This is a genomic window from Leclercia sp. CFBP8987, assembly GCF_034044995.2.
In the GTDB taxonomy this organism is placed as follows: domain Bacteria; phylum Pseudomonadota; class Gammaproteobacteria; order Enterobacterales; family Enterobacteriaceae; genus Enterobacter; species Enterobacter tamurae.
On the sequence record NZ_CM188255.1, the window covers coordinates 3,744,048 to 3,762,547 of the forward strand.

The following is an 18,500-nucleotide window of genomic DNA, read 5'->3' on the forward strand; positions in this document are numbered from 1 at the left end:
TTTTTTAGGGATAATGCCATGAACAAAGCACCTTGCTGGTGGCTTGGGTGCTGCCTGTTGTCCGGGCACGCCCTGGCTGCCGACTCCCCTGCGGTCATTAGTTTTGGACAAGTAAATGAAAATCAGGAGCTGCCCTCGCTGAATGGCCGGGTAGCGTTGCCGACAAGCCCGGCTGCCCCCGGCACCTTAACCCTGGGCGATGCGGTGAACCGTGCCGTTAACTGGCATCCCACCATCCGCGAAGCGGTGGGCAAACTCTACGAACAGATCCAGCAGGTTGATGTCGCCAAATCGAAGTACTACCCGCAGATCAGCGCCGGGATCAACAACGGCTACAGTAACAACTCCAGCGACACCGGCTTTACCCCTTCCGTGGTGCTCTCCCTCTCCCAGATGCTCTATGACTTCGGTAAAGTTTCCAGCCAGGTGCGGGCCGAAGACGCGGGCGTGGTGCAGCAGCAGGCCAACGTCCTGCTGAGCATTGATACCGTCGCCCGGGATACCGCCACCGCGCTGGTGCAGGTGCAGATGTGGCAGCAGATGGTGGAGACCGCCGAAGAGCAGCTTGAGGCCCTCGGCAGCATCGGCAAACTGACGCGCCAGCGTAACGACGAAGGGGCTACCTCGCTCTCGGACGTGGTGCAGACCGACGCCCGTATCGAAGGGGCACGCTCGCAGCTGATGCAGTATCAGGCCAATCTCGACAGTGCCCGCGCCACGCTGATGAGCAACCTCGGCTGGAACAACCTGAACGAGGTGAGCAACGCCTTCCCGGCCAAACTGGCCCAAAGTTGCGACATCAAAGATCCGGATGACCGGCTGGTGCCCGCGGTGCTCTCCTCCTGGGCGCAGGCCAACGTGGCGCAGGCCAATCTGGACTACGCCAACGCCCAGATGACCCCGACCATCTCGCTGGAGCCCGAGGTTCGCCACTACATTAACAATCGCTATCCCGGCCACGACACGCTGGATAAAACCCAGTACAACGTGTCGGTCAACGTCGAGATGCCGATCTACCAGGGCGGCGGCCTGGACGCCCGGCGTAACGCCGCCAGCCACGCGGTAGAGGCGGCGCAGTCCAACGTGCAGCGCACCCGGCTGGACGTGCGGCAAAAATTGCAGGAGTCGCGCAGCCAGGTGATGAGCCTGATGAGCACCCTGCAGATCCAGTCCCGCCAGGAGACCCTCAGCCAGCGCACCCGCGAACTCTATCAGCAGCAGTATCTGGATTTGGGCTCCCGCCCACTGCTGGACGTGCTGAACGCCGAGCAGGAGGTCTACCAGACCCGCTTTACCCAGTGGCAAACCGCCGGACAGCTGCACCAGCTGCAGATCAACTGCCTGTATAACACCGGGCGAATGCGCAACTCCTTCAGCCTTGAAAACCACACTATTCAGTCAGTGGAGATCCAGCCATGACGCGAGACGATATCCTTCACGAGGAGCCACTGACGCAGGAGGCGCTGGAGCACTGGGCGCAGGCGTTTGGCTATGTCGCCACCCGCTACCGGGTGGCCTGCTCCCCCGGCGCGCTGGTGGCTGGCGCCCCCTGGCTACAGGGGAAGAGCAAAACCCCGGCCCTGAGCGGGCTGGCCCGTGAGGCGGGGCTCTCCTTTAAGCTGCTCAATAACGGCCAGGAGTCGATCAACAGCTGGCGTCTGCCGGTGGTGGTGGAGCTTAATGACGGCAAGATCGGCGTCATTGAGCACTTCGACGGGGAAGACATGCTCGACGTCTGTTTCTTTGACGGCAAGGCCCAGACCAACCGCATCTCGCTGGCGGCGCTGCTGCCGGCCATTCATCAGGTGGTGGCCCTGCGTCCGCTGGCGGCGTTAAAAGACAGCCGCGTGGATGCCTATATCTCAAAATATCGCCCGGACTGGCTCTACCGGCTGGTGATGCGCGACCTGCGCCCCTACACCTACGTGATGCTGGCGGCGCTGTTCATCAACCTGCTGTCGCTGGCCGGGATTCTGTTTTCGATGCAGGTCTATGACCGGGTGATCCCCGCCCAGTCCTACCCTACCCTCTACGTGCTGACCATCGGGGTGCTGATTGCCACCCTGTTCGGCTTTATCCTGCGTCTCGCCCGCTGCCACATTATGGATCTGCTGGGCAAACGGGCCGACCTGCGCGTCTCGGATCGGGTGTTCGGCCATGCCCTGCGCCTGCGTAACAGCGCGGTGCCGCGCTCCACCGGCAGCTTTATCTCCCAGCTGCGCGAGCTGGAGCAGATCCGCGAGATGGTCACCTCCTCGACCATCTCCACTATTGTTGACCTGCCCTTCTTCTTCCTGTTTGTCGGCGTGCTGGCGATCATCGCCCCGTCGCTGGCGTGGATCGCCCCGGTGGCGGCGGTGCTGATGGTATTGCCGGGCCTGCTGCTGCAGAAAAAGCTGGCGGCGCTGGCGAAGCAGTCGGCCCATGAATCAACCCTGCGCAACGCGGTGCTGGTGGAGAGCGTGCAGGGGCTGGAGGACATCAAGCTGATGCAGGCGGAGAACCGCTTCCTGCAACAGTGGAACAGCTACATTCAGATCACCGCCGAGTCGGGCCTGAAGACCCGCGAGCTGACCCAGGGCCTGATCAGCTGGGGAATGACCATTCAGAGCCTGGTCTACACCGCGGTGATTGTGGTGGGTGCCCCGATGGTGATCGAAGGCGAAATGACCACCGGTGCGGTGGTGGCCGCCTCGATGCTGGCCTCGCGGATGATTGCCCCGATGGCGACCCTGTGCGGCGTGCTGGCCCGCTGGCAGCAGGTGAAGGCGGCCAAAGAGGGGCTGGACAACATTATGCAGCTCCCCACCGAGAACCAGCGTGAAGAGACGCCGATCCGCCAGGATGTGCTGCGCGGCCACTACCTGTTCGAACAGGCGCAGTTTGCCTACGGCGGTGACGTGCAGAACCCGGTCCTGCGCATCAACCGGCTGGAGATCAAACCCGGCGAGCATGTGGCGATCCTGGGCCGTAACGGCGCGGGCAAATCGACCCTGCTGCAGGCGATGGTCGGCGGGATGGATCTGGTGGGCGGCGAACTGCGGCTCGACAACCTCAGCCTGCCCCATCTCGACATGGCGGACGTGCGTCGTAACGTCGGCCTGATGAGCCAGAACGCGCGGCTGTTTTACGGCACCCTGCGGGAGAACATCACCCTCGGGATGCCCCGCGCCACCGACGAGGAGATTTTTGCCGTGCTGGAGATGTGCGGCGCGGCCACCTTCGTGCAGAAGCTGGCGAAGGGGCTGGACCATCCGATCATGGAGAACGGCGTCGGGCTCTCCGGCGGCCAGCGCCAGTCGATTTTGCTGGCGCGTATGTTCCTGCGCGATCCCAATGTCGTCCTGCTGGACGAACCTACCGCCTCGCTGGATGAGCACACCGAACGCGAATTCATTCAGCGCCTGAGCCAGTGGCTCGGCAACCGGACCCTGATCGTCGCCACCCACCGGGTGCCGATGCTGGAGCTGGTGGAGCGTGTGGTGGTACTGAAAGAGGGAATGCTGGTGATGGATGCGCCGAAAGCCCAGGCGCTGAGCAACAGCCGGATGCAGCAACAATCGCAGCAGGCAAATGGCCGGGAGTGGAAAAATGAAAATCAGTCAGCATGATGCCGCCGCGATAGACGACCTGGATAACACCCTCGGTTCCGAGAGCGGCTATACCGGGGCCAGAAGCATTGTGTTAATCAGCCTGCTGCTGTTTATCATCGGCGGAGTCTGGGCGTGGTACAGCATTCTGGATGAGGTATCGACCGGCACCGGGAAGGTGATCCCCAGCTCCCGCGAGCAGGTTTTACAGTCGCTCGACGGCGGGATCCTCGCCGAGCTGAAGGTCCACGAGGGGGATCAGGTGCAGGCCGGTCAGGTGCTGGCCCGTCTCGACCCGACCCGCTCTGAATCTAACGTCGGGGAAAGTGCCGCCCGCTACCGCGCGTCGCTGGCCTCCAGCGCCCGTCTGCATGCGGAGGTGAACGATCTGCCGCTCACCTTCCCGCCCGAGCTGGCGAAATGGACCGATCTGATCGCCGCGGAAACCCGGCTCTACAACTCCCGCCGCCAGCAGCTGGAAGACTCCCGGCGCGAGCTGCGCCAGGCGCTGGAGCTGGTTAACGCGGAACTCGCCATCACCCAGCGGCTGGTGAAAACCGGAGCCGCCAGCCACGTCGAAGCCCTGCGCCTGCAGCGCCAGAAGAGCGACCTGGAGCTGAAGCTCACCGACCTGCGCTCGCAGTATTACGTGCAGGCCCGGGAAGCGTTGTCCAAATCCAATGCCGAAGTGGACATGGTCTCTGCGGTGCTGAAGGGGCGTGAGGATTCAGTGACCCGTCTGACGGTAACCTCCCCGGTGCGCGGCATTGTGAAGAACATCAAGGTCACCACCATCGGCGGCGTTATCCCACCGAACGGCGAGATGATGGAGATTGTGCCGGTGGACGATCACCTGCTGATTGAAACCCGCCTGTCACCGCGCGATATCGCCTTTATCCACCCGGGACAGAAGGCGCTGGTGAAGATCACCGCCTACGATTACGCCATCTACGGCGGGCTGGACGGCGTGGTGGAGACCATCTCGCCGGACACCATTCAGGATGAGGCGAAACCGGAAGTGTTCTATTACCGGGTGTTTATCCGCACCAGCCAGGATTATCTGGTCAACAAAGCGGGGAGGCACTTCTCGATTGTGCCAGGGATGATTGCCACGGTGGATATTAAAACCGGCGAGAAATCGGTGATGGATTATATGATCAAGCCGTTTAACCGCGCGAAAGAGGCGCTGAGGGAAAGGTAGTTTTTCTCATCTCCCGCACGGACGATCCCCTCTCCCTTGAGGGAGAGGGTTAGGGTGAGGGGGAACATGCGACTCAGGTGGGGGGTTCAGTGCACCTCCTCCCCCCTGGGGTATGTGAACGGTACTATTCAGGCAGTGCGTACACCACCACCTGATCGCCCACCTGATCCTTCAGGATAGTATTCCCGCCTGCAACGAACGCCACATACTGACGGCCTTTGTACTCATAGACCGACGGGTTCGCTACCGCAGGGGCTTCAACCTGATCGGCCCACAACTCTTCACCGCTCTCTACCGAGTAAGCGCGCACTTTGGCATCCATCGAGGCACCGATAAAGACCACGCCCCCTGCTGTCACCGCCGGGCCGCCAATAGTCGGTGAACCCCAGCTTTCCGGCATAAAGAAGCCATACTGCTGGGATGCGCCAACAGGACGACGCCACTTCACATCACCGGTATGCATATCCAGCGCCACGATTTCACCAAACGGCGGCTTCCAGCACGGCATACCCAGCCAGTTATTCGCCACCATCAGGCGCAGGCCGTAAGGTGCCCCTTCCTGAGGCGCAAAGCCGCTCTCATTCCCGGCGCTTTTATCCGCTTTATCGTAATCTTCACGGCTGTAGAGCTTCACGTACTGCACGATATGGGAGGTGTTAACGATGGCAATCTGCTTGTGCGGATCGAACGCCACACCGCCCCACTGCACGCCACCGGCGCTGTCCGGATAGGTCAGCGTGCCTTCACCTTTGGTCACAGGCGGGGTGTACATGCCCTCATAGGTGAGATTGTCCCACAGCCGAGTACACTGCCCGGCACCGACGACATCCGCCAGCTTCCAGATCTCGGGTTTTTTCGACTGATCGAGCAGCGGCGCAGGTTTCGTCGGGAAAGGTTGCGTTGGCGAGAGAACTTCGCCCTGCACCGAACCATCGCCCTGCGGTACCGGACGCTCTTCGATAGGCCACACATCTTCGCCCGTCAGACGGTTAACCACAAACAAAAAGCCCTGCTTGGTGGCCTGAATCAGCGCCGGGATCTGCTTGCCGTTGACGGTGATATCCATCAGCGTTGGGGCAGAGTTGATATCGTAATCCCACACGTCGTGGTGCACCCACTGACGAGACCAGACCACTTTGCCGGTATTGATATCCAGCGCGGTGGTAGAGGTGCCGAGTGGAATAGGATCGACGCGGTTACCCCCCCAGTAGTTAGGGGACGGGGATGACACCGGGAGATAGACCAGACCGTTGGCCTCATCGGCGGACATGTGCGTCCAGACGTTGGCCGTCCCGGTACGCTGGCGGATCTCAGCCGGGATCGCATCAAAGGTCCATTCGCGCTCGCCGGTGCGGGCATTGATAGAAAATACGCTGCCCGGAGGCGCTTCGGCATAGGCCCAGTCTTTGCCGGCCCAGCCGACAATCAGATGGTCGCCCACGACGGTTGGCGGCTGCAGGATGGAGAGCGGGTACTTGGCATTAACCGTGTTCCACTGATTGATGTTCAGCACGCCCTTGTCCGCAAAGCCGCTGCACGGCTTGCCGGTATCGGCATCCAGCGCAAAGAGCATGCCGTCAACGGTGCCCATGTAAACCATCTTCTGACACGCCTCTCCGGCGACCGGATTTTTTGCCTGCCAGTAAGAGACGCCGCGGTTTTTCAGCACCGGCTGGGTCAGCGCCTTGCGTGAAGATTTGGTGTCATAGTGCCACTTCTCTTTACCCGTGCCCGGGTCCAGCGCAATCAGGCGATCGAAAGGGGTGCCTATGTAGATGGTCTCATTGGCGAAGATGGGCGTCGCGGACCAGACGGTAGCTGGGGTATCGCCTTTACCATCCGAGACGTCGCCGGTATGGAACTCCCAGACTTTGGTTAATTTACCGACGTTCTCCGCTGTAATCTGGGTCAGCGGACTGTATTTCTGGGCGTTAAGCTGCCCATGGAAGCTGTCCCAGGTGGCGGCAGAGGGCACCAGCGGCGTCGCAGGTTGATTGACCGACGCGACTTTCTGTCCGCCTTCCTGACCGGTTGACGCCTCGTCAGTGGTTTTTGTGGTGCCCGGCGCCTGCTGATCGGCCGCATCCACATTGAGTTCTTCCTGGGTCCCCTGAGAGGCTTCAGCGGCTTTATCCTGCGCCTGCAGCGAGAGTGGAGTAACCAGCAGCGCCAGCGCAGTCATGCTGACCTTAAGGACGGAATAGTGTTTATCGTTATGCACGGGTGGCTCCTCAGGCTCTGACGCGGGGATTGTGACGAACGGAATTGCTGCTCAGCATAATCAGACCGACCAGGCCGACCACCATAGCTGCCGTAATGATGTACTGGTGCAGCAGCGCGGCTGCAAAACCAATCCCAAACAAGAACACGAGGGTGACAATAATCAGGAAAATGCGCCCGCCGCGACGGGATGCGGCACGCAAAATAAAGCTCAGGATTGCCAGAAACAGGCAGGCGATGGCCACGCCCAGCGCACCGATAGTACCGGTGACGCCAGTAAGCGGTGTCAGCCACGCGTATAACGCCACCGCGAAGCCAATGACCGCAGCCAGCAACAGCAACAGGCTGCCGACGCGGGAGGGTTGAGAGTGCAACATACCAGGAAGTCCCCTTATAAAATGAACAAATAACTCAAACGGCGTTTTTGTGGGTATGTGCAGCTGTTATTGGCGCGGGCGGTAGCTAAAAAATCAACGCAGCGTGAAGAACAGCGGCATAATTCACTAAACGTAAATGAGTATAGAAGAGGATTTATTTAAGGCGATTCCTGGCCAGGTGATGTTTAACTTTTCACCCGCTGTAAATTTTCAGGTACGCGTCGCGTCGCCTGTTTGAACGCATCAGCATGATAACCGAGAGACTTCAGCTGGCCCCGGCTCTCTTCTAACGCCGTTTCAAGCTTATCGACTTCATTAGAGAGACGGGAAACCATGACGAAGAGTATGGCGACCCCTATTACGACTGGAACAATTATCCACCATGACAGAAACATGTGCGTAACCCTGAAAGATAATCAACGTAGTTACAGTCTTATAGTTAGCTAATTAAAAACAATAATAACAATTCATTAATTTGTATTTGCGCGCATCGGAGCGGTGTTCCAGGCCGGGTAAGGCGTAGCCGCCACCGGGTGATGCAGTGCGGCCTGTCCCCCCTCACCCCAGCCCTCTCCCTCAAGGGAGAGGGAGCAAGGCAATTACGCGCCCGGTGCCTTCGGGAAAATCTCCAGATATTTCTGCGAGCCATAAAACGGGATCACCAGAAACGCCATGCCCGCGCCGCCTTTGGCTAACTGCACCGCCATATCGCCATTGCGGGTAATAAACAGCGTGCGGCCCTGCCAGCGACAACCGACGCTCATATCCGGGGTGCAATTTTTATACTTCGTCAACAGTACACCCTCTTTGGTCAGGAAGAAGTACCGGCTTTCGACATCGGACGGTTTTGCCGCCGACGCATCCAGCAGCGCGTAAGTCTCCTCCCGCAGCGTTCTGTTCTGCGCATCCAGCGATTTCACCTGCAGCGATCTGCCGGGATAGTTGAAGCGTAACTCCACCATCGCCGCGTTGTCGGCTCTGACATACAGCGTCTCGGCCAGATCGTTTGCGCCGTAGTATTTCCCCCCACCCGGCTTGAGCGGTTTCGTCATAAAGCGGTACAGCGTGTGACTGCGAATATCCTGGCGGTTGGGATACTCCGCATTAAATTGCGCTTTTTGCGGCGAGCTGACGACGCACCCGGTGAGTAACAGCAGACAGAACAGGACTGACAGTTGACGCATTTACCTTCTCCTTTGAGCATTAACCTATGATTGCCAGTAAAGCGGCGAACCAAAGGCCTCCACGTAGTAATCAATCACTGCCCGCACATTCAGCGGCGGATGGCGCGTATGGGGGTAGATCGCCGCAATAGTGAGCGGCTCGGTATTGATGGAGGCCTCGTGGTCCGGCAGGAGTTTTATCAACTCACCATTGTGGACCCGGTCGCCAATCAGCCAGTCGGGGAACAGCACCATCCCCATTCCGCCCAATGCCGCGATAAGCAGGGTTTCGGCGTTGTTGGATGACATCAGCGGCGTGACGGGATAGTGGGTCCACGCCTCGCCGGGCCGACGCAGCAGCCAGCGGTTGGGGCCGGACGAGCCGCGATAAACCAGGCATTTGTGGCCCATAATATCGTCCGCCGATCCCGGCGTGCCGTATTTGCGCAGGTACGCCGGCGAGGCGGCCAGGTGATAAAACTGCTGCCCCAGCACACGGGCGTGAAAAGTGGAGTCGGTCAGCGCGCCGATACGAAAGATCACGTCGGCGGCATCCCGATGGGGATCGATATAATCATCGGTCAGCGTCAGCTCGATACTAAGCCGGGGATAACGTTCCGTCAGGCCAGGGAGGCCGGGTGCGATATGCCGCTGGCCGAAAAAGACCGGGGCATTGATGCGCACCACGCCGGAAGGCTCCCGCTTGCGCTCGTCCAGTTCCCGGCGCGCATCGTCAAGATTACTGACCATCGCCCGGGCAAAGCGGATAAACAGATGACCGCTCTCGGTAGGGATGATCGCCCGCGTGTTGCGGTAGAACAGCTGCTGGCCGAGGGCGTCTTCAAGCTGATGAATCACGCGGGAGACCTGCGAGGCCGAAACCCCTTCCCGCCGCGCCACCACCGAAAAGTTCTGGGTTTCATAGACCGCAATAAAGATCAGCAGCCAGCGAATATTGATGTTTGCGGCGTCGTACATTAATGCATTTCCTGCACAGGTGTTTATTGCATTATGGCATTTTTCTCACGGATGTTCAGGCGTACGCTTCCCGACCTTAACGATGGAGAGACGGCGTAGTATGCAACTGATATTGATTTTATTCGTGATCGCGGGCGGCATGGGGCTGTCCGTCGAGGCTGGGCTGCTGGGGCCGCTCGGCGGCGAGGTGGGCGATCTGTGGGCCACGTTCAGCGTGTTCGGCGTGGGTGCCGCCCTGACCTTTTTGCTGATGCTGTTTTTCAGCCCGCGCAACAGCCCGTCGTTTTTCGCCCAACCCTCATGGCAACTGCTGGGCGGGGTGCTCGGCCCGGTCTACGTCATTATTCTGACCATCGCCACACCGGCCATCGGCATCGCCATGACCATGATTGGCATCCTGGCGGGCCAGGTCTTTAAGAGTCTGATCATCGACCATTACGGCCTGCTAGGCACGCCGCACCGCAAAATTGACAGTAAACGCATCATCGCGCTGGGGTTCATCATCGCCGCGCTGGTTCTGGTTGCACAGGGGTAACACAATGACATTTATCATGATTATTCTGGCGGTCATCGGCGGTGCGACGCTGAGCATCCAGGCCGCCATCAACGGCCAACTGGGCAGCAAAGTCGGCGTCTTCAAAAGCGCGTTCCTGACCTTTTCCGTCGGCGCGCTGGTCACCGCCCTGCTGATCTTCTTCTTTGAGCCGAAGCATGCCGTCACCCTGATGGATGTGCCTAAATGGCAGCTGCTGGGGGCGATGTTTGGCGTGCCCTACATCGTGATTATGGTGCTGGCCGTGCAACGTATCGGTACCGCGGTCGCCACGGTGGCGGTGATTTTTGGTCAGCTCACCATGAGCATGCTGATCGACAATTTCGGCTGGCTGGGCAATGCGGCCATTCCGTTTTCGATGAGCCGTCTGGGGGCTGTCGTCTGCCTGGGGATCGCGTTGTTCTTTATCTACTCCAGCAGCAGAACGCCGGAAACGAAAGAAGAACCTGCGCAGGCAACATAATGCCCGGCGGCGCTGCGCTTGCAGGGCCTACGAGGGTGTTGTAGGCCGGGTAAGCGTAGCGCCACCCGGCAAATACAGCCGATTCGCCAGCCCGCGGCAAATTGGTTATCATCCCCGCCTCTTTTATCCTCCGGTCAGCCTGATGTCTGCCATTATCGATACTTTTATTGCCCCGCCGTGCCACACTCCGATAGAGACGCTGTGGCAGGACGATCATCTGGTGCTGATCAATAAACCCAGCGGGCTGCTCAGCCTGTCGGGGAAAAATCCGCAAAATCTCGATTCTGTGCATCACCGGCTGGTGCAAACTTTCCCCGGCTGCACGCTGGTGCATCGCCTTGATTTCGGCACCTCCGGGCTGATGGTGATTGCCCGCAACAAGGCGATCAATGCTGCCCTCTGCCAGCAGTTCAGCCAGCGCAGCGTGACCAAGATCTATACCGCCCTGCTCTGCGGTCATCTGGCCGATGACGAAGGGGTGATTGATGCGCCGATTGCCAAAGATCCGGCGCTGTTCCCGCTGATGTCGATTTGCGCCATAAACGGCAAACCGGCCCGCTCCCGCTATCGGGTGGTGGAGCGTTTTTATCACCAGGGAGAAGTGCCGGTGACGCGGGTTGAACTCATCCCGGAGACCGGGCGCACCCACCAGCTGCGTATCCACTGCCAGCAGTTGGGCCATCCGATTCTGGGCTGCGATCTGTATGGCGGGCTCCTGCCGCCCGGCACCGAGCGGACGCCACGGCTGATGCTGCACGCCAGCGAGCTCCATTTTGCCCATCCCATCAGCGGGGAGCCGATCGTCGCCCGCCATGCCAGTCCGTTCTGAACAGGAATCACCTGAACTCAAAGGAATTTTTAAACCTCGTTTAGCATGGAGATCGCCACGCCAGTAAAACCTGCGTCGATCGTTCGGTGACGTTTTTCATTTTCCCATGAGTGCCTGTGTTAATTTGCACGCTAAGGAAGTACCTTCCATGCATTGCTTTTAATCACTTCATTCAGGACAGTAAATGAAAAGACGGTATGTTGTGGCTGATGTTTTTACTGACACCCCCTTTCTGGGCAATCCTGTCGCCGTGGTTTTAGATGCAGAGGATCTGAGCACCGGGCAAATGCAGCGGATTGCCGTTGAGTTTGGCTACAGTGAAACGACCTTTGTGCTTCCGCCGGACGATGCTGCCCATACCGCGCGGGTGCGAATTTTTACCCCGTCACGTGAGATCCCGTTCGCGGGCCATCCCAACGTCGGTACCGCTTACGTGCTGGCAACCTATGCGGCGATGAATGACACGCCTCTGCCTGAGACGCTGCTGTTCGAGGAAATTGCAGGTCTGGTTCCCGTCAGGCTGTTAAAAGACAACGGCACGGTGACTGGCGCGGAGCTCGTGACGCCGGAAGCCTTATCCTGCCGCTCTGAAGTGAGCCCGGAAAAGGTTGCCGCCTGCCTGTCGCTGACTGCAGAGGATATTCGCACCGAGGTGCATTACCCGCTTGTCGCCTCGGTTGGCCTGCCGTTCCTGGTGGTGGAACTCGCCTCCCGGGATGCGCTGCGCCGCTGCGTGCCGAACTTGCAGGGCTTCCGCGCGGTGCTGCCGCTTGATGGTGCGGTCTCTGTTTATGCCTATACCCTCGATAAAGATGCCGGTGAGCCAGGCGACCTGCAGGCGCGGATGTTGACGCCGCGCATGACGGAAGATCCGGCCACCGGCAGCGCCACCGCCGCGGTGACCGCTCTGCTGGCGTTGCATCGGGATAAAACTACGCTGTCCCTGCAGGTTAGCCAGGGCGTTGATATGGGGCGGGCCAGTACGCTGTATTCGGGGTATGACGCCTCGTCAGGAAAGTCCGTTGTCCGGGTGGGTGGCAGCTGTGTCATCACCATGGAAGGGGCGTTTACGCTGTAAGGTTGCATCGGTGGAACATTGCCGGGTGGCGGCTACGCCTTACCCGGCCTACGCACATCCCCTTTTCTGAAGACGCCTCGCAGACCTTACATTCTCCCCAGCGCTACGCTTCCACACGCTAAAACTCCAGGTTAATTTGCCATTACGGACCATGTAAACAAACGCACTTGCGCACAGTGCATGAGTGCATTAGACTGACCTACGTTCACCAGGATGGAGAATGACCACACCACTTACGTTAAGGAGCATCTCTGACTTTCGCGATACCTGGCTTGAGGAGTTTTTTCTATATGGACGTCCGCATGGAAAAATCCCGGCAGAGATAGCGTCAGCTCTGATGCGAAAACTCGACATCATCAACGCAGCGACCTCATATCGGGATCTGCGTAGCCCACCCGGCAACAAGCTTGAAGCGTTGAGCTCGCCGCTTCTGGGTTGTTATTCGATACGCGTGAACAGGCAATACCGACTGATTTTCATCTGGTCAGGCGGTAAGGCGAAAGGGATTTATCTTGATCCTCATACCTACAATGCTCACCGATGAGTGATGTAGATGGGGACACCCGCTAAACAAGGCAGGTCATAAAATGGCATTCACAAACAGCACCCGTAAACCGACCACACCCGGCGATATTCTGCTTAACGAGTTTCTTGAGCCGCTACATTTAAAAATTGCCGATCTGGCAGAGATGCTTAACGTGCACAGAAACAGCGTCAGCGCGCTGGTCAATAACAACCGAAAACTGACCACGGACATGGCCGTGCGGCTAGCCCGGGCTTTTGATACCACCATTGAATTTTGGCTGAACTTGCAGCTGAACGTGGATATCTGGGAAATTCAGCACGACGAGCGCATGCAGGCGGAACATCAGCAGATCATTACTGCGGCAGAGATGCTGGCTAAGAGGAAAGCGCAATCGTCTGTGGCGTAATGCTACGACAATACGCCTCTCGCCCACCCTTCTGGTGGGCTTTTTTACGCCCAAATTATGTAACAGCGCTCCAGATTCACATTCGTTTCTGAAGACGCCTCGCAGGAATGAAAACTGCCTTATCTCCCTGCTTTAACAGTGGCTATTTGCGGCGTAGGGTGTCGGTACGTCAGCAACATCTGGCGTCGGGATTGGCATCCCGGTTAAACTTAATGGTGACGCGGGGCTGTAACGCACCGCGCGTCTGGCAACACTTCTATGGTGGGCTGGACGGGGGCGTCGTTAGACGCGCCGGTATCCATTAAGGCCGGTAATGCCAACTCCGTTCAGTTCTGCCACCCGCGAAATTGGCATTTCCGGGTGGCGGTAAATAAACCACTTAATGGAACATAAATATGGCTACTATCAACCCGCTCATTACCGCCCCCTTCGACCACAACACCGATTTCACCGAACTGGCCGATAACTGCGAACGCTTCTGCGAAGCGATGCTGTGCGAAGAGGATCCGACAATGAAAATCGCCCTGTGCGGCCGCCTCGCTGCCTGCCTGGCACTGCTGAAACCGACGCTGCATGAGCCCATTCCCCGGGATCTTGAGGCATATCTCACCGTTGATTCCCTGCCCCTGCATCAGCCGGAGTTCGCACCGGAATCCGATGCGCTGTGCGGTTATTGTGAAGCGATCGCCCGGCTGTTAATCAGCAATACGCTGGCACCGGATACCGCCTGCACCATGAGCGATCTGCTGGCAGAGTTAACCAGCTATTTTGCCGAGCGCCTGAAGGCGCCGCGCTGGCTGGCAACCGATGCGGGAGTGGAGTGGATTAACTAATGTGAATGTTTCCCCTCACAATAGCGTGAGGGGAAGATGACAGCTAAGGATGGCTGATGACATGAGCAATTTATCGCTCCAGGAAATACATGAACACTGCCTTCATACTACTCAAAAAATCATTCAGAGCTTCGGTTGGGATAGCATCATCGTAGGTTCGTTAAGCGAGGAAGACAAAACTTACCTTTGGAATGAGAACGATAACGCGGTTCTTAACTGGCGCTGGGCAATAGAGCATTATCGTGGAAATGCCAACGATAACGGTATCTTAGATATAAGCCTAAAAAGTACGAAGGGATATGATTCTGCTGTCCTGCATGCAGCAATAATTTGCAAATATGATGCTCGCAGGGAGGAGTTCGCCATTTGCATGCTGGAAAATCTGATAGCTCACAAAAAGAGTGCGCTTACAGGTAACGTCTTTATTATTGCCCTGATCTATTCGACAACATTTTGCAGCATGATGGAACTTGATGATGTGGTGATACATGACCCCCTGGAGGACATGAAACCACGCTATCGATCGTATGGATTCTCACAAGTGTTTTACGCCCCCAACAAAATGTCCTCTGCAGTAGCTGATATTCAGACAACGATTCGACGCAAAGTGATGGGTATCCACTGAGATAAAAATCGACTGTTTGTCAGGCAAACGCGACCGCTGTAAACTCTGATGAAATGGTTAAAAACCAACCGGGAGACGTTATGATCAAGCAAAACAAAAAAATCGATTCTGTTAAAGCGACTGCTGCTGCCAAACGCGCCGCAGACTTCTGGGCAACTATTGACGGCAACAAACTTGCACAAGTGGGCCAGCGGGAAAAAGAGATGGACCTCGTTGGGCCAACAAAGAAAGCTGAACTCGTTAACGTCGGCTAACGGAGTATCCCACTACGCGGCACGTTCATCCCAGCCCTCTTCCTCCAGGGAGAGGGGATTTCCCTCACCCCACTTCCCGCATCTCCGCCGCCAGATACACCCGCACATAGCGCACAAACTTGCCGACAAACACCCCGGCGAACAGCCCGCCGGTGATGATGGCGAACGCACTTACCCCTGGCCGCTGCAACACGTCGGGTGCGATGGCGCTCATCACGCCCAATACGTACTTCACCGCAAAGGCCAGCATCATAAAAGGCAGAGCCGAATAGTCCGCCTCACGATAGATGCTGCGCGGGGCGGCGGCGCGCGTGACGACCGTGCGTTTGCTCAGGATGTAGCCCATCGCCGCACCGCTGAGCAATCCCACCAGCCACAGGGAGCCGGTCGCCAGCGTCAGCGTGCGGAAAACCAACAGATCGTAGATGTCCCAGAGCAGAAAAATGGCCGGGATGATGGCCAGCTTTTCCAGCGCCACGGTCGCGGGCTTGCGCGCCTTGAGGCCCCGGCTTATCAGAAACAGAAGGATGAGATAGACCCAGAAGGGAGTGTGGATCAGGATACCCGAAATGAAATCAATCATATGGCTCACCGTTGCAGCTAGCAGGATGACACCGCGTCACCGCTCCGGCTCAGTATTGTCGATGGCAGCAGATCCACCATCATACTTTATCAGGGTTTTAATCCGGCCCTTCGCTTACCCTTTTCGAAGTAGAATTTTCGATGAATCATTGTAATCCATGCATAATATACTTAACCGCTTCGCTAGATTATTTTTTAGTCACTCCTTAGCGCTGCGAATAATATAAGAAATCAATTAAGACTAATCCCACGTATTTTAATTTTTTATGCGCTATGCATCGCTTACCCGATTTGTAAACTTCAGTAAAGAACCCCGCCGCGTCTGGATCCGCACGCTTCAGCGAGACACAGAAAAGCGTACAAAGCCCTCAACCCGGAAGGTCGTTTGATAACATAACCTTGTAGAAGAATATTTTGAAAACAAGCGAACCGATATATTCATACAACTCAGCACCAGGGCAGGAAATTATACGAAAAATCTGGTTTGACTCTTCAAAATTACTGGCTAAATTTAATTCTGAACGACAACGGATACGAATGAAAACGTATCTTACTGACATAAACGATGTATATGAGGAAACATAATATGGCAGAGCAACGTGGTGGTTCAGGTAATTTCTCGCAAGATCGTGAAAAAGCCTCTGAAGCAGGGAAAAAAGGTGGACAGCAAAGCGGCGGTAATTTCAAAAACGATCCGCAGCGCGCTTCTGAAGCAGGTAAAAAGGGCGGTCAGCATAGCCATGGTGGCGGACGTAAGTCTGACAACTCTTAATTCATCTCATTATTAAAGCCTGTTATTCACTTTAATCGGTAATCTGCGGGTCCGCGGGCTCGCAGAATTTTTATGTCACTGGAGAAAAGCGTATGAATATGAAAAGTATAGAAGATGTATTTATTCACTTGCTATCCGACACCTACAGTGCTGAAAAACAGCTGACCCGTGCCCTGGCTAAATTGTCCCGCGAAGCCTCCAGCCCGGATCTGAGCGCTGCGTTTAAAGCGCACCTGGAAGAGACCCACGGCCAGATTGAACGTATCGATCAGATCGTGGAGAAAACGCCGAATATTAAACTGAAAAGAATGAAATGCGTTGCAATGGAAGGCTTAATTGAAGAAGCCAATGAAGTCCTTGAAAGCACAGAGAAAAACGAAGTGCGCGATGCTGCCTTGATCGCCGCAGCGCAGAAAGTCGAACACTATGAAATTGCCAGCTATGGCACGCTCGCCACGCTGGCAGAGCAATTAGGCTATACCCAGGCGGTAAAACTATTAGCCGAGACGCTGGAAGAAGAGAAATCCACCGATCTTAAACTCACCGATCTGGCCGTCGGTAATATTAATCAGAAAGCAGAAAAGTAAGCCGGAATTAACCGAACCCGAGGAAGAAAATATGAATCACGTAGAACATTACCATGACTGGCTACGCGATGCTCACGCCATGGAAAAGCAAGCTGAATCTATGCTCGAATCTATGGCCAGCCGCATCGATAATTATCCTGATGTACGCGCTCGCATCGAGCAACATATAACTGAAACAAAACACCAGATTACTCTGCTGGAAGAGATCCTTGATCGTAACGATATTTCCCGTTCGATGCTGAAAGACTCCATGAGCAAAATGATGGCGTTCGGCCAGTCTATGGGCGGTATGGCCGCGTCGGATGAGATCGTGAAAGGTTCTATTAGCGGCTACGTTTTCGAACAGTTTGAAATTGCCTGCTACACCTCTCTGCTGGCCGCGGCGAAAAAAGCCGGAGACGTGGCGTCAATACCTGCTATCGAATCTATCCTTGCGGAAGAACAACGCATGGCCGACTGGCTCATCCAGCACATTCCGGATACCACGGAACAATTCCTCCTGCGTTCAGATGCTGACGGCGTGGAAGCGAAAAAATAACCCAGGAGTGAGCCTATGTTTAGACACGTAAAACAGCTGCAGTACACCGTTCGCGTTGCCGAGCCGAATCCTGGCCTCGCGAACCTGCTGCTTGAACAATTTGGCGGCCCTCAGGGTGAACTGGCCGCTGCCTGCCGCTACTTTACGCAGGGGCTGGGCGATGACGATCCAGGTCGCAGAGAGATGCTGATGGATATCGCCACCGAAGAGCTGAGCCACCTTGAAATCATCGGCACAATGGTGGGTATGCTGAATAAAGGTGCCAAAGGCGAACTGGCAGAAGGCACCGAAAGCGAAGCGGAACTCTACCGCTCCCTGACGCAAAACGGTAACGACAGCCACATCACCTCCCTGCTGTACGGGGGTGGGCCACCGCTGACCAACTCCGCGGGCGTACCCTGGACTGCGGCCTATATTGACACCATTGGTGAGGCCACAGCCGACCTGCGCTCGAACATCGCGGCAGAAGCACGTGCCAAGATCATCTATGAACGCCTGATCAACGTTACCGACGATCCTGGGGTGAAAGATGCCCTCGCGTTCCTGATGACCCGTGAAGCCGCGCACCAGCTCTCGTTTGAGAAGGCGCTGCAGTCGATTCGCAATAATTTCCCACCGGGGAAATTGCCGCCAATCGAACAATACGCCACCACCTACTACAATATGTCTGCAGGTGATGATCTTCGCGGCAGCTGGAACAGCGACGAAAACTTCGAGTACGTTGCCGATCCGCAACCTGCCGTTGACGGTGGGGACGGTAGTGCTCAGGTCACGCTGTCGAAAGAGCAGGCCGCTCTGTTGAAAGCGATGGCGAAACGCTCCGAGTCGGATCCGAAAGCCAATCCGCTAACTGGCGCTGAGCTGGGGGCCGGTAAGAAAAAACCGTAACCCCGCGCCGAAGAAAAATGCTGTACCACAATGCCCC

22 protein-coding genes are annotated in these 18,500 nt (G+C 56.9%); 16 read left to right on the plus strand and 6 right to left on the minus strand.

Going from position 1 to position 18,500, the window contains the following annotated elements; translation table 11 throughout:
* Positions 1 to 18 precede the first annotated feature (18 nt).
* The 3 genes from SOM40_RS17975 to SOM40_RS17985 are packed head-to-tail and all read left to right on the plus strand — an operon-like array spanning position 19 to position 4,791.
* Entirely contained in the window at positions 19 to 1,419 is a 1,401-nt protein-coding gene (locus SOM40_RS17975; protein WP_320530483.1) for a TolC family outer membrane protein, read from the plus strand.
* Complete coding sequence (locus SOM40_RS17980; RefSeq protein ID WP_166183494.1) at positions 1,416 to 3,611, plus strand: type I secretion system permease/ATPase; 2,196 nt, start codon at positions 1,416 to 1,418, stop codon at positions 3,609 to 3,611. Before SOM40_RS17975 ends, SOM40_RS17980 begins: the two co-directional genes overlap by 4 nt.
* On the plus strand, positions 3,592 to 4,791 hold the full coding sequence (locus tag SOM40_RS17985) for a beta-barrel domain-containing protein (RefSeq protein ID WP_166183497.1): 1,200 nt from the start codon (positions 3,592 to 3,594) through the stop codon (positions 4,789 to 4,791). The genes SOM40_RS17980 and SOM40_RS17985 overlap by 20 nt, the downstream gene beginning before the upstream one ends.
* Positions 4,792 to 4,915: 124 nt before the next feature.
* Here the strand turns inward: SOM40_RS17985 and SOM40_RS17990 are convergent, their stop codons facing one another.
* The 5 genes from SOM40_RS17990 to SOM40_RS18010 form a co-directional block, all read right to left on the minus strand.
* The gene (locus tag SOM40_RS17990; protein ID WP_320530484.1) at positions 4,916 to 7,012 is read right to left on the minus strand and encodes a pyrroloquinoline quinone-dependent dehydrogenase; all 2,097 of its coding nucleotides are present in this window, start codon (positions 7,010 to 7,012) and stop codon (positions 4,916 to 4,918) included.
* 10 nt (positions 7,013 to 7,022) lie between these two features.
* Positions 7,023 to 7,388, minus strand: a complete 366-nt coding sequence (locus SOM40_RS17995) for a hypothetical protein (protein WP_166183501.1) — start codon at positions 7,386 to 7,388, stop codon at positions 7,023 to 7,025.
* A gap of 185 nt (positions 7,389 to 7,573) precedes the next feature.
* Complete coding sequence (locus SOM40_RS18000; protein ID WP_106994969.1) at positions 7,574 to 7,783, minus strand: hypothetical protein; 210 nt, start codon at positions 7,781 to 7,783, stop codon at positions 7,574 to 7,576.
* Positions 7,784 to 7,987: 204 nt separating this feature from the next.
* Entirely contained in the window at positions 7,988 to 8,572 is a 585-nt protein-coding gene (locus SOM40_RS18005; protein ID WP_320530485.1) for a hypothetical protein, read from the minus strand.
* A 24-nt stretch (positions 8,573 to 8,596) separates the two neighbouring features.
* On the minus strand, positions 8,597 to 9,529 hold the full coding sequence (locus SOM40_RS18010; RefSeq protein WP_320530486.1) for a LysR family transcriptional regulator: 933 nt from the start codon (positions 9,527 to 9,529) through the stop codon (positions 8,597 to 8,599).
* A gap of 100 nt (positions 9,530 to 9,629) precedes the next feature.
* Between SOM40_RS18010 and SOM40_RS18015 the strand changes: the two genes are divergently transcribed.
* The 9 genes from SOM40_RS18015 to SOM40_RS18055 all read left to right on the plus strand — a co-directional run bounded on the left by SOM40_RS18015 (position 9,630) and on the right by SOM40_RS18055 (position 15,096).
* On the plus strand, positions 9,630 to 10,064 hold the full coding sequence (locus tag SOM40_RS18015; RefSeq protein WP_032613369.1) for a DMT family transporter: 435 nt from the start codon (positions 9,630 to 9,632) through the stop codon (positions 10,062 to 10,064).
* Between the two features lie 4 nt (positions 10,065 to 10,068).
* Entirely contained in the window at positions 10,069 to 10,545 is a 477-nt protein-coding gene (locus tag SOM40_RS18020) for a DMT family transporter (protein ID WP_225758238.1), read from the plus strand.
* Between the two features lie 142 nt (positions 10,546 to 10,687).
* Positions 10,688 to 11,374, plus strand: a complete 687-nt coding sequence (locus SOM40_RS18025; RefSeq protein WP_225758237.1) for an RluA family pseudouridine synthase — start codon at positions 10,688 to 10,690, stop codon at positions 11,372 to 11,374.
* A gap of 184 nt (positions 11,375 to 11,558) precedes the next feature.
* Entirely contained in the window at positions 11,559 to 12,452 is an 894-nt protein-coding gene (locus SOM40_RS18030; RefSeq protein WP_320530487.1) for a PhzF family phenazine biosynthesis protein, read from the plus strand.
* 220 nt (positions 12,453 to 12,672) lie between these two features.
* Positions 12,673 to 12,996: a type II toxin-antitoxin system RelE/ParE family toxin gene (locus tag SOM40_RS18035; RefSeq protein ID WP_166183527.1), complete on the plus strand. Its 324-nt coding sequence runs from the start codon at positions 12,673 to 12,675 to the stop codon at positions 12,994 to 12,996.
* 43 nt (positions 12,997 to 13,039) lie between these two features.
* On the plus strand, positions 13,040 to 13,384 hold the full coding sequence (locus tag SOM40_RS18040) for a HigA family addiction module antitoxin (protein ID WP_166183529.1): 345 nt from the start codon (positions 13,040 to 13,042) through the stop codon (positions 13,382 to 13,384).
* Positions 13,385 to 13,779: 395 nt separating this feature from the next.
* Complete coding sequence (locus tag SOM40_RS18045) at positions 13,780 to 14,217, plus strand: hypothetical protein (RefSeq protein WP_106994956.1); 438 nt, start codon at positions 13,780 to 13,782, stop codon at positions 14,215 to 14,217.
* Between the two features lie 61 nt (positions 14,218 to 14,278).
* Positions 14,279 to 14,842 carry a hypothetical protein gene (locus SOM40_RS18050; RefSeq protein WP_106994955.1) on the plus strand — a complete coding sequence of 188 codons (564 nt, stop codon included), beginning with the start codon at positions 14,279 to 14,281 and terminating at the stop codon, positions 14,840 to 14,842.
* Positions 14,843 to 14,922: 80 nt separating this feature from the next.
* A complete protein-coding gene (locus SOM40_RS18055) occupies positions 14,923 to 15,096 on the plus strand; it encodes a hypothetical protein (RefSeq protein WP_166183533.1) in 174 nt (57 codons plus the stop codon).
* 64 nt (positions 15,097 to 15,160) lie between these two features.
* Here SOM40_RS18055 and SOM40_RS18060 read toward each other — a convergent pair whose 3' ends face one another.
* On the minus strand, positions 15,161 to 15,679 hold the full coding sequence (locus tag SOM40_RS18060) for a hypothetical protein (RefSeq protein WP_106994954.1): 519 nt from the start codon (positions 15,677 to 15,679) through the stop codon (positions 15,161 to 15,163).
* Positions 15,680 to 16,264: 585 nt separating this feature from the next.
* Between SOM40_RS18060 and SOM40_RS18065 the strand changes: the two genes are divergently transcribed.
* The 4 genes from SOM40_RS18065 to SOM40_RS18080 all read left to right on the plus strand — a co-directional run bounded on the left by SOM40_RS18065 (position 16,265) and on the right by SOM40_RS18080 (position 18,463).
* Positions 16,265 to 16,450: a con-10 family general stress protein gene (locus SOM40_RS18065; protein ID WP_032613375.1), complete on the plus strand. Its 186-nt coding sequence runs from the start codon at positions 16,265 to 16,267 to the stop codon at positions 16,448 to 16,450.
* Between the two features lie 92 nt (positions 16,451 to 16,542).
* Positions 16,543 to 17,037 (plus strand): YciE/YciF ferroxidase family protein, encoded by a 495-nt coding sequence (locus SOM40_RS18070; protein WP_106994953.1) that lies wholly within the window; start codon positions 16,543 to 16,545, stop codon positions 17,035 to 17,037.
* 31 nt (positions 17,038 to 17,068) lie between these two features.
* Positions 17,069 to 17,575: a ferritin-like domain-containing protein gene (locus SOM40_RS18075; RefSeq protein ID WP_320530488.1), complete on the plus strand. Its 507-nt coding sequence runs from the start codon at positions 17,069 to 17,071 to the stop codon at positions 17,573 to 17,575.
* Between the two features lie 15 nt (positions 17,576 to 17,590).
* A complete protein-coding gene (locus SOM40_RS18080; protein ID WP_106994951.1) occupies positions 17,591 to 18,463 on the plus strand; it encodes a manganese catalase family protein in 873 nt (290 codons plus the stop codon).
* The last annotated feature ends 37 nt before the right edge of the window (positions 18,464 to 18,500 follow it).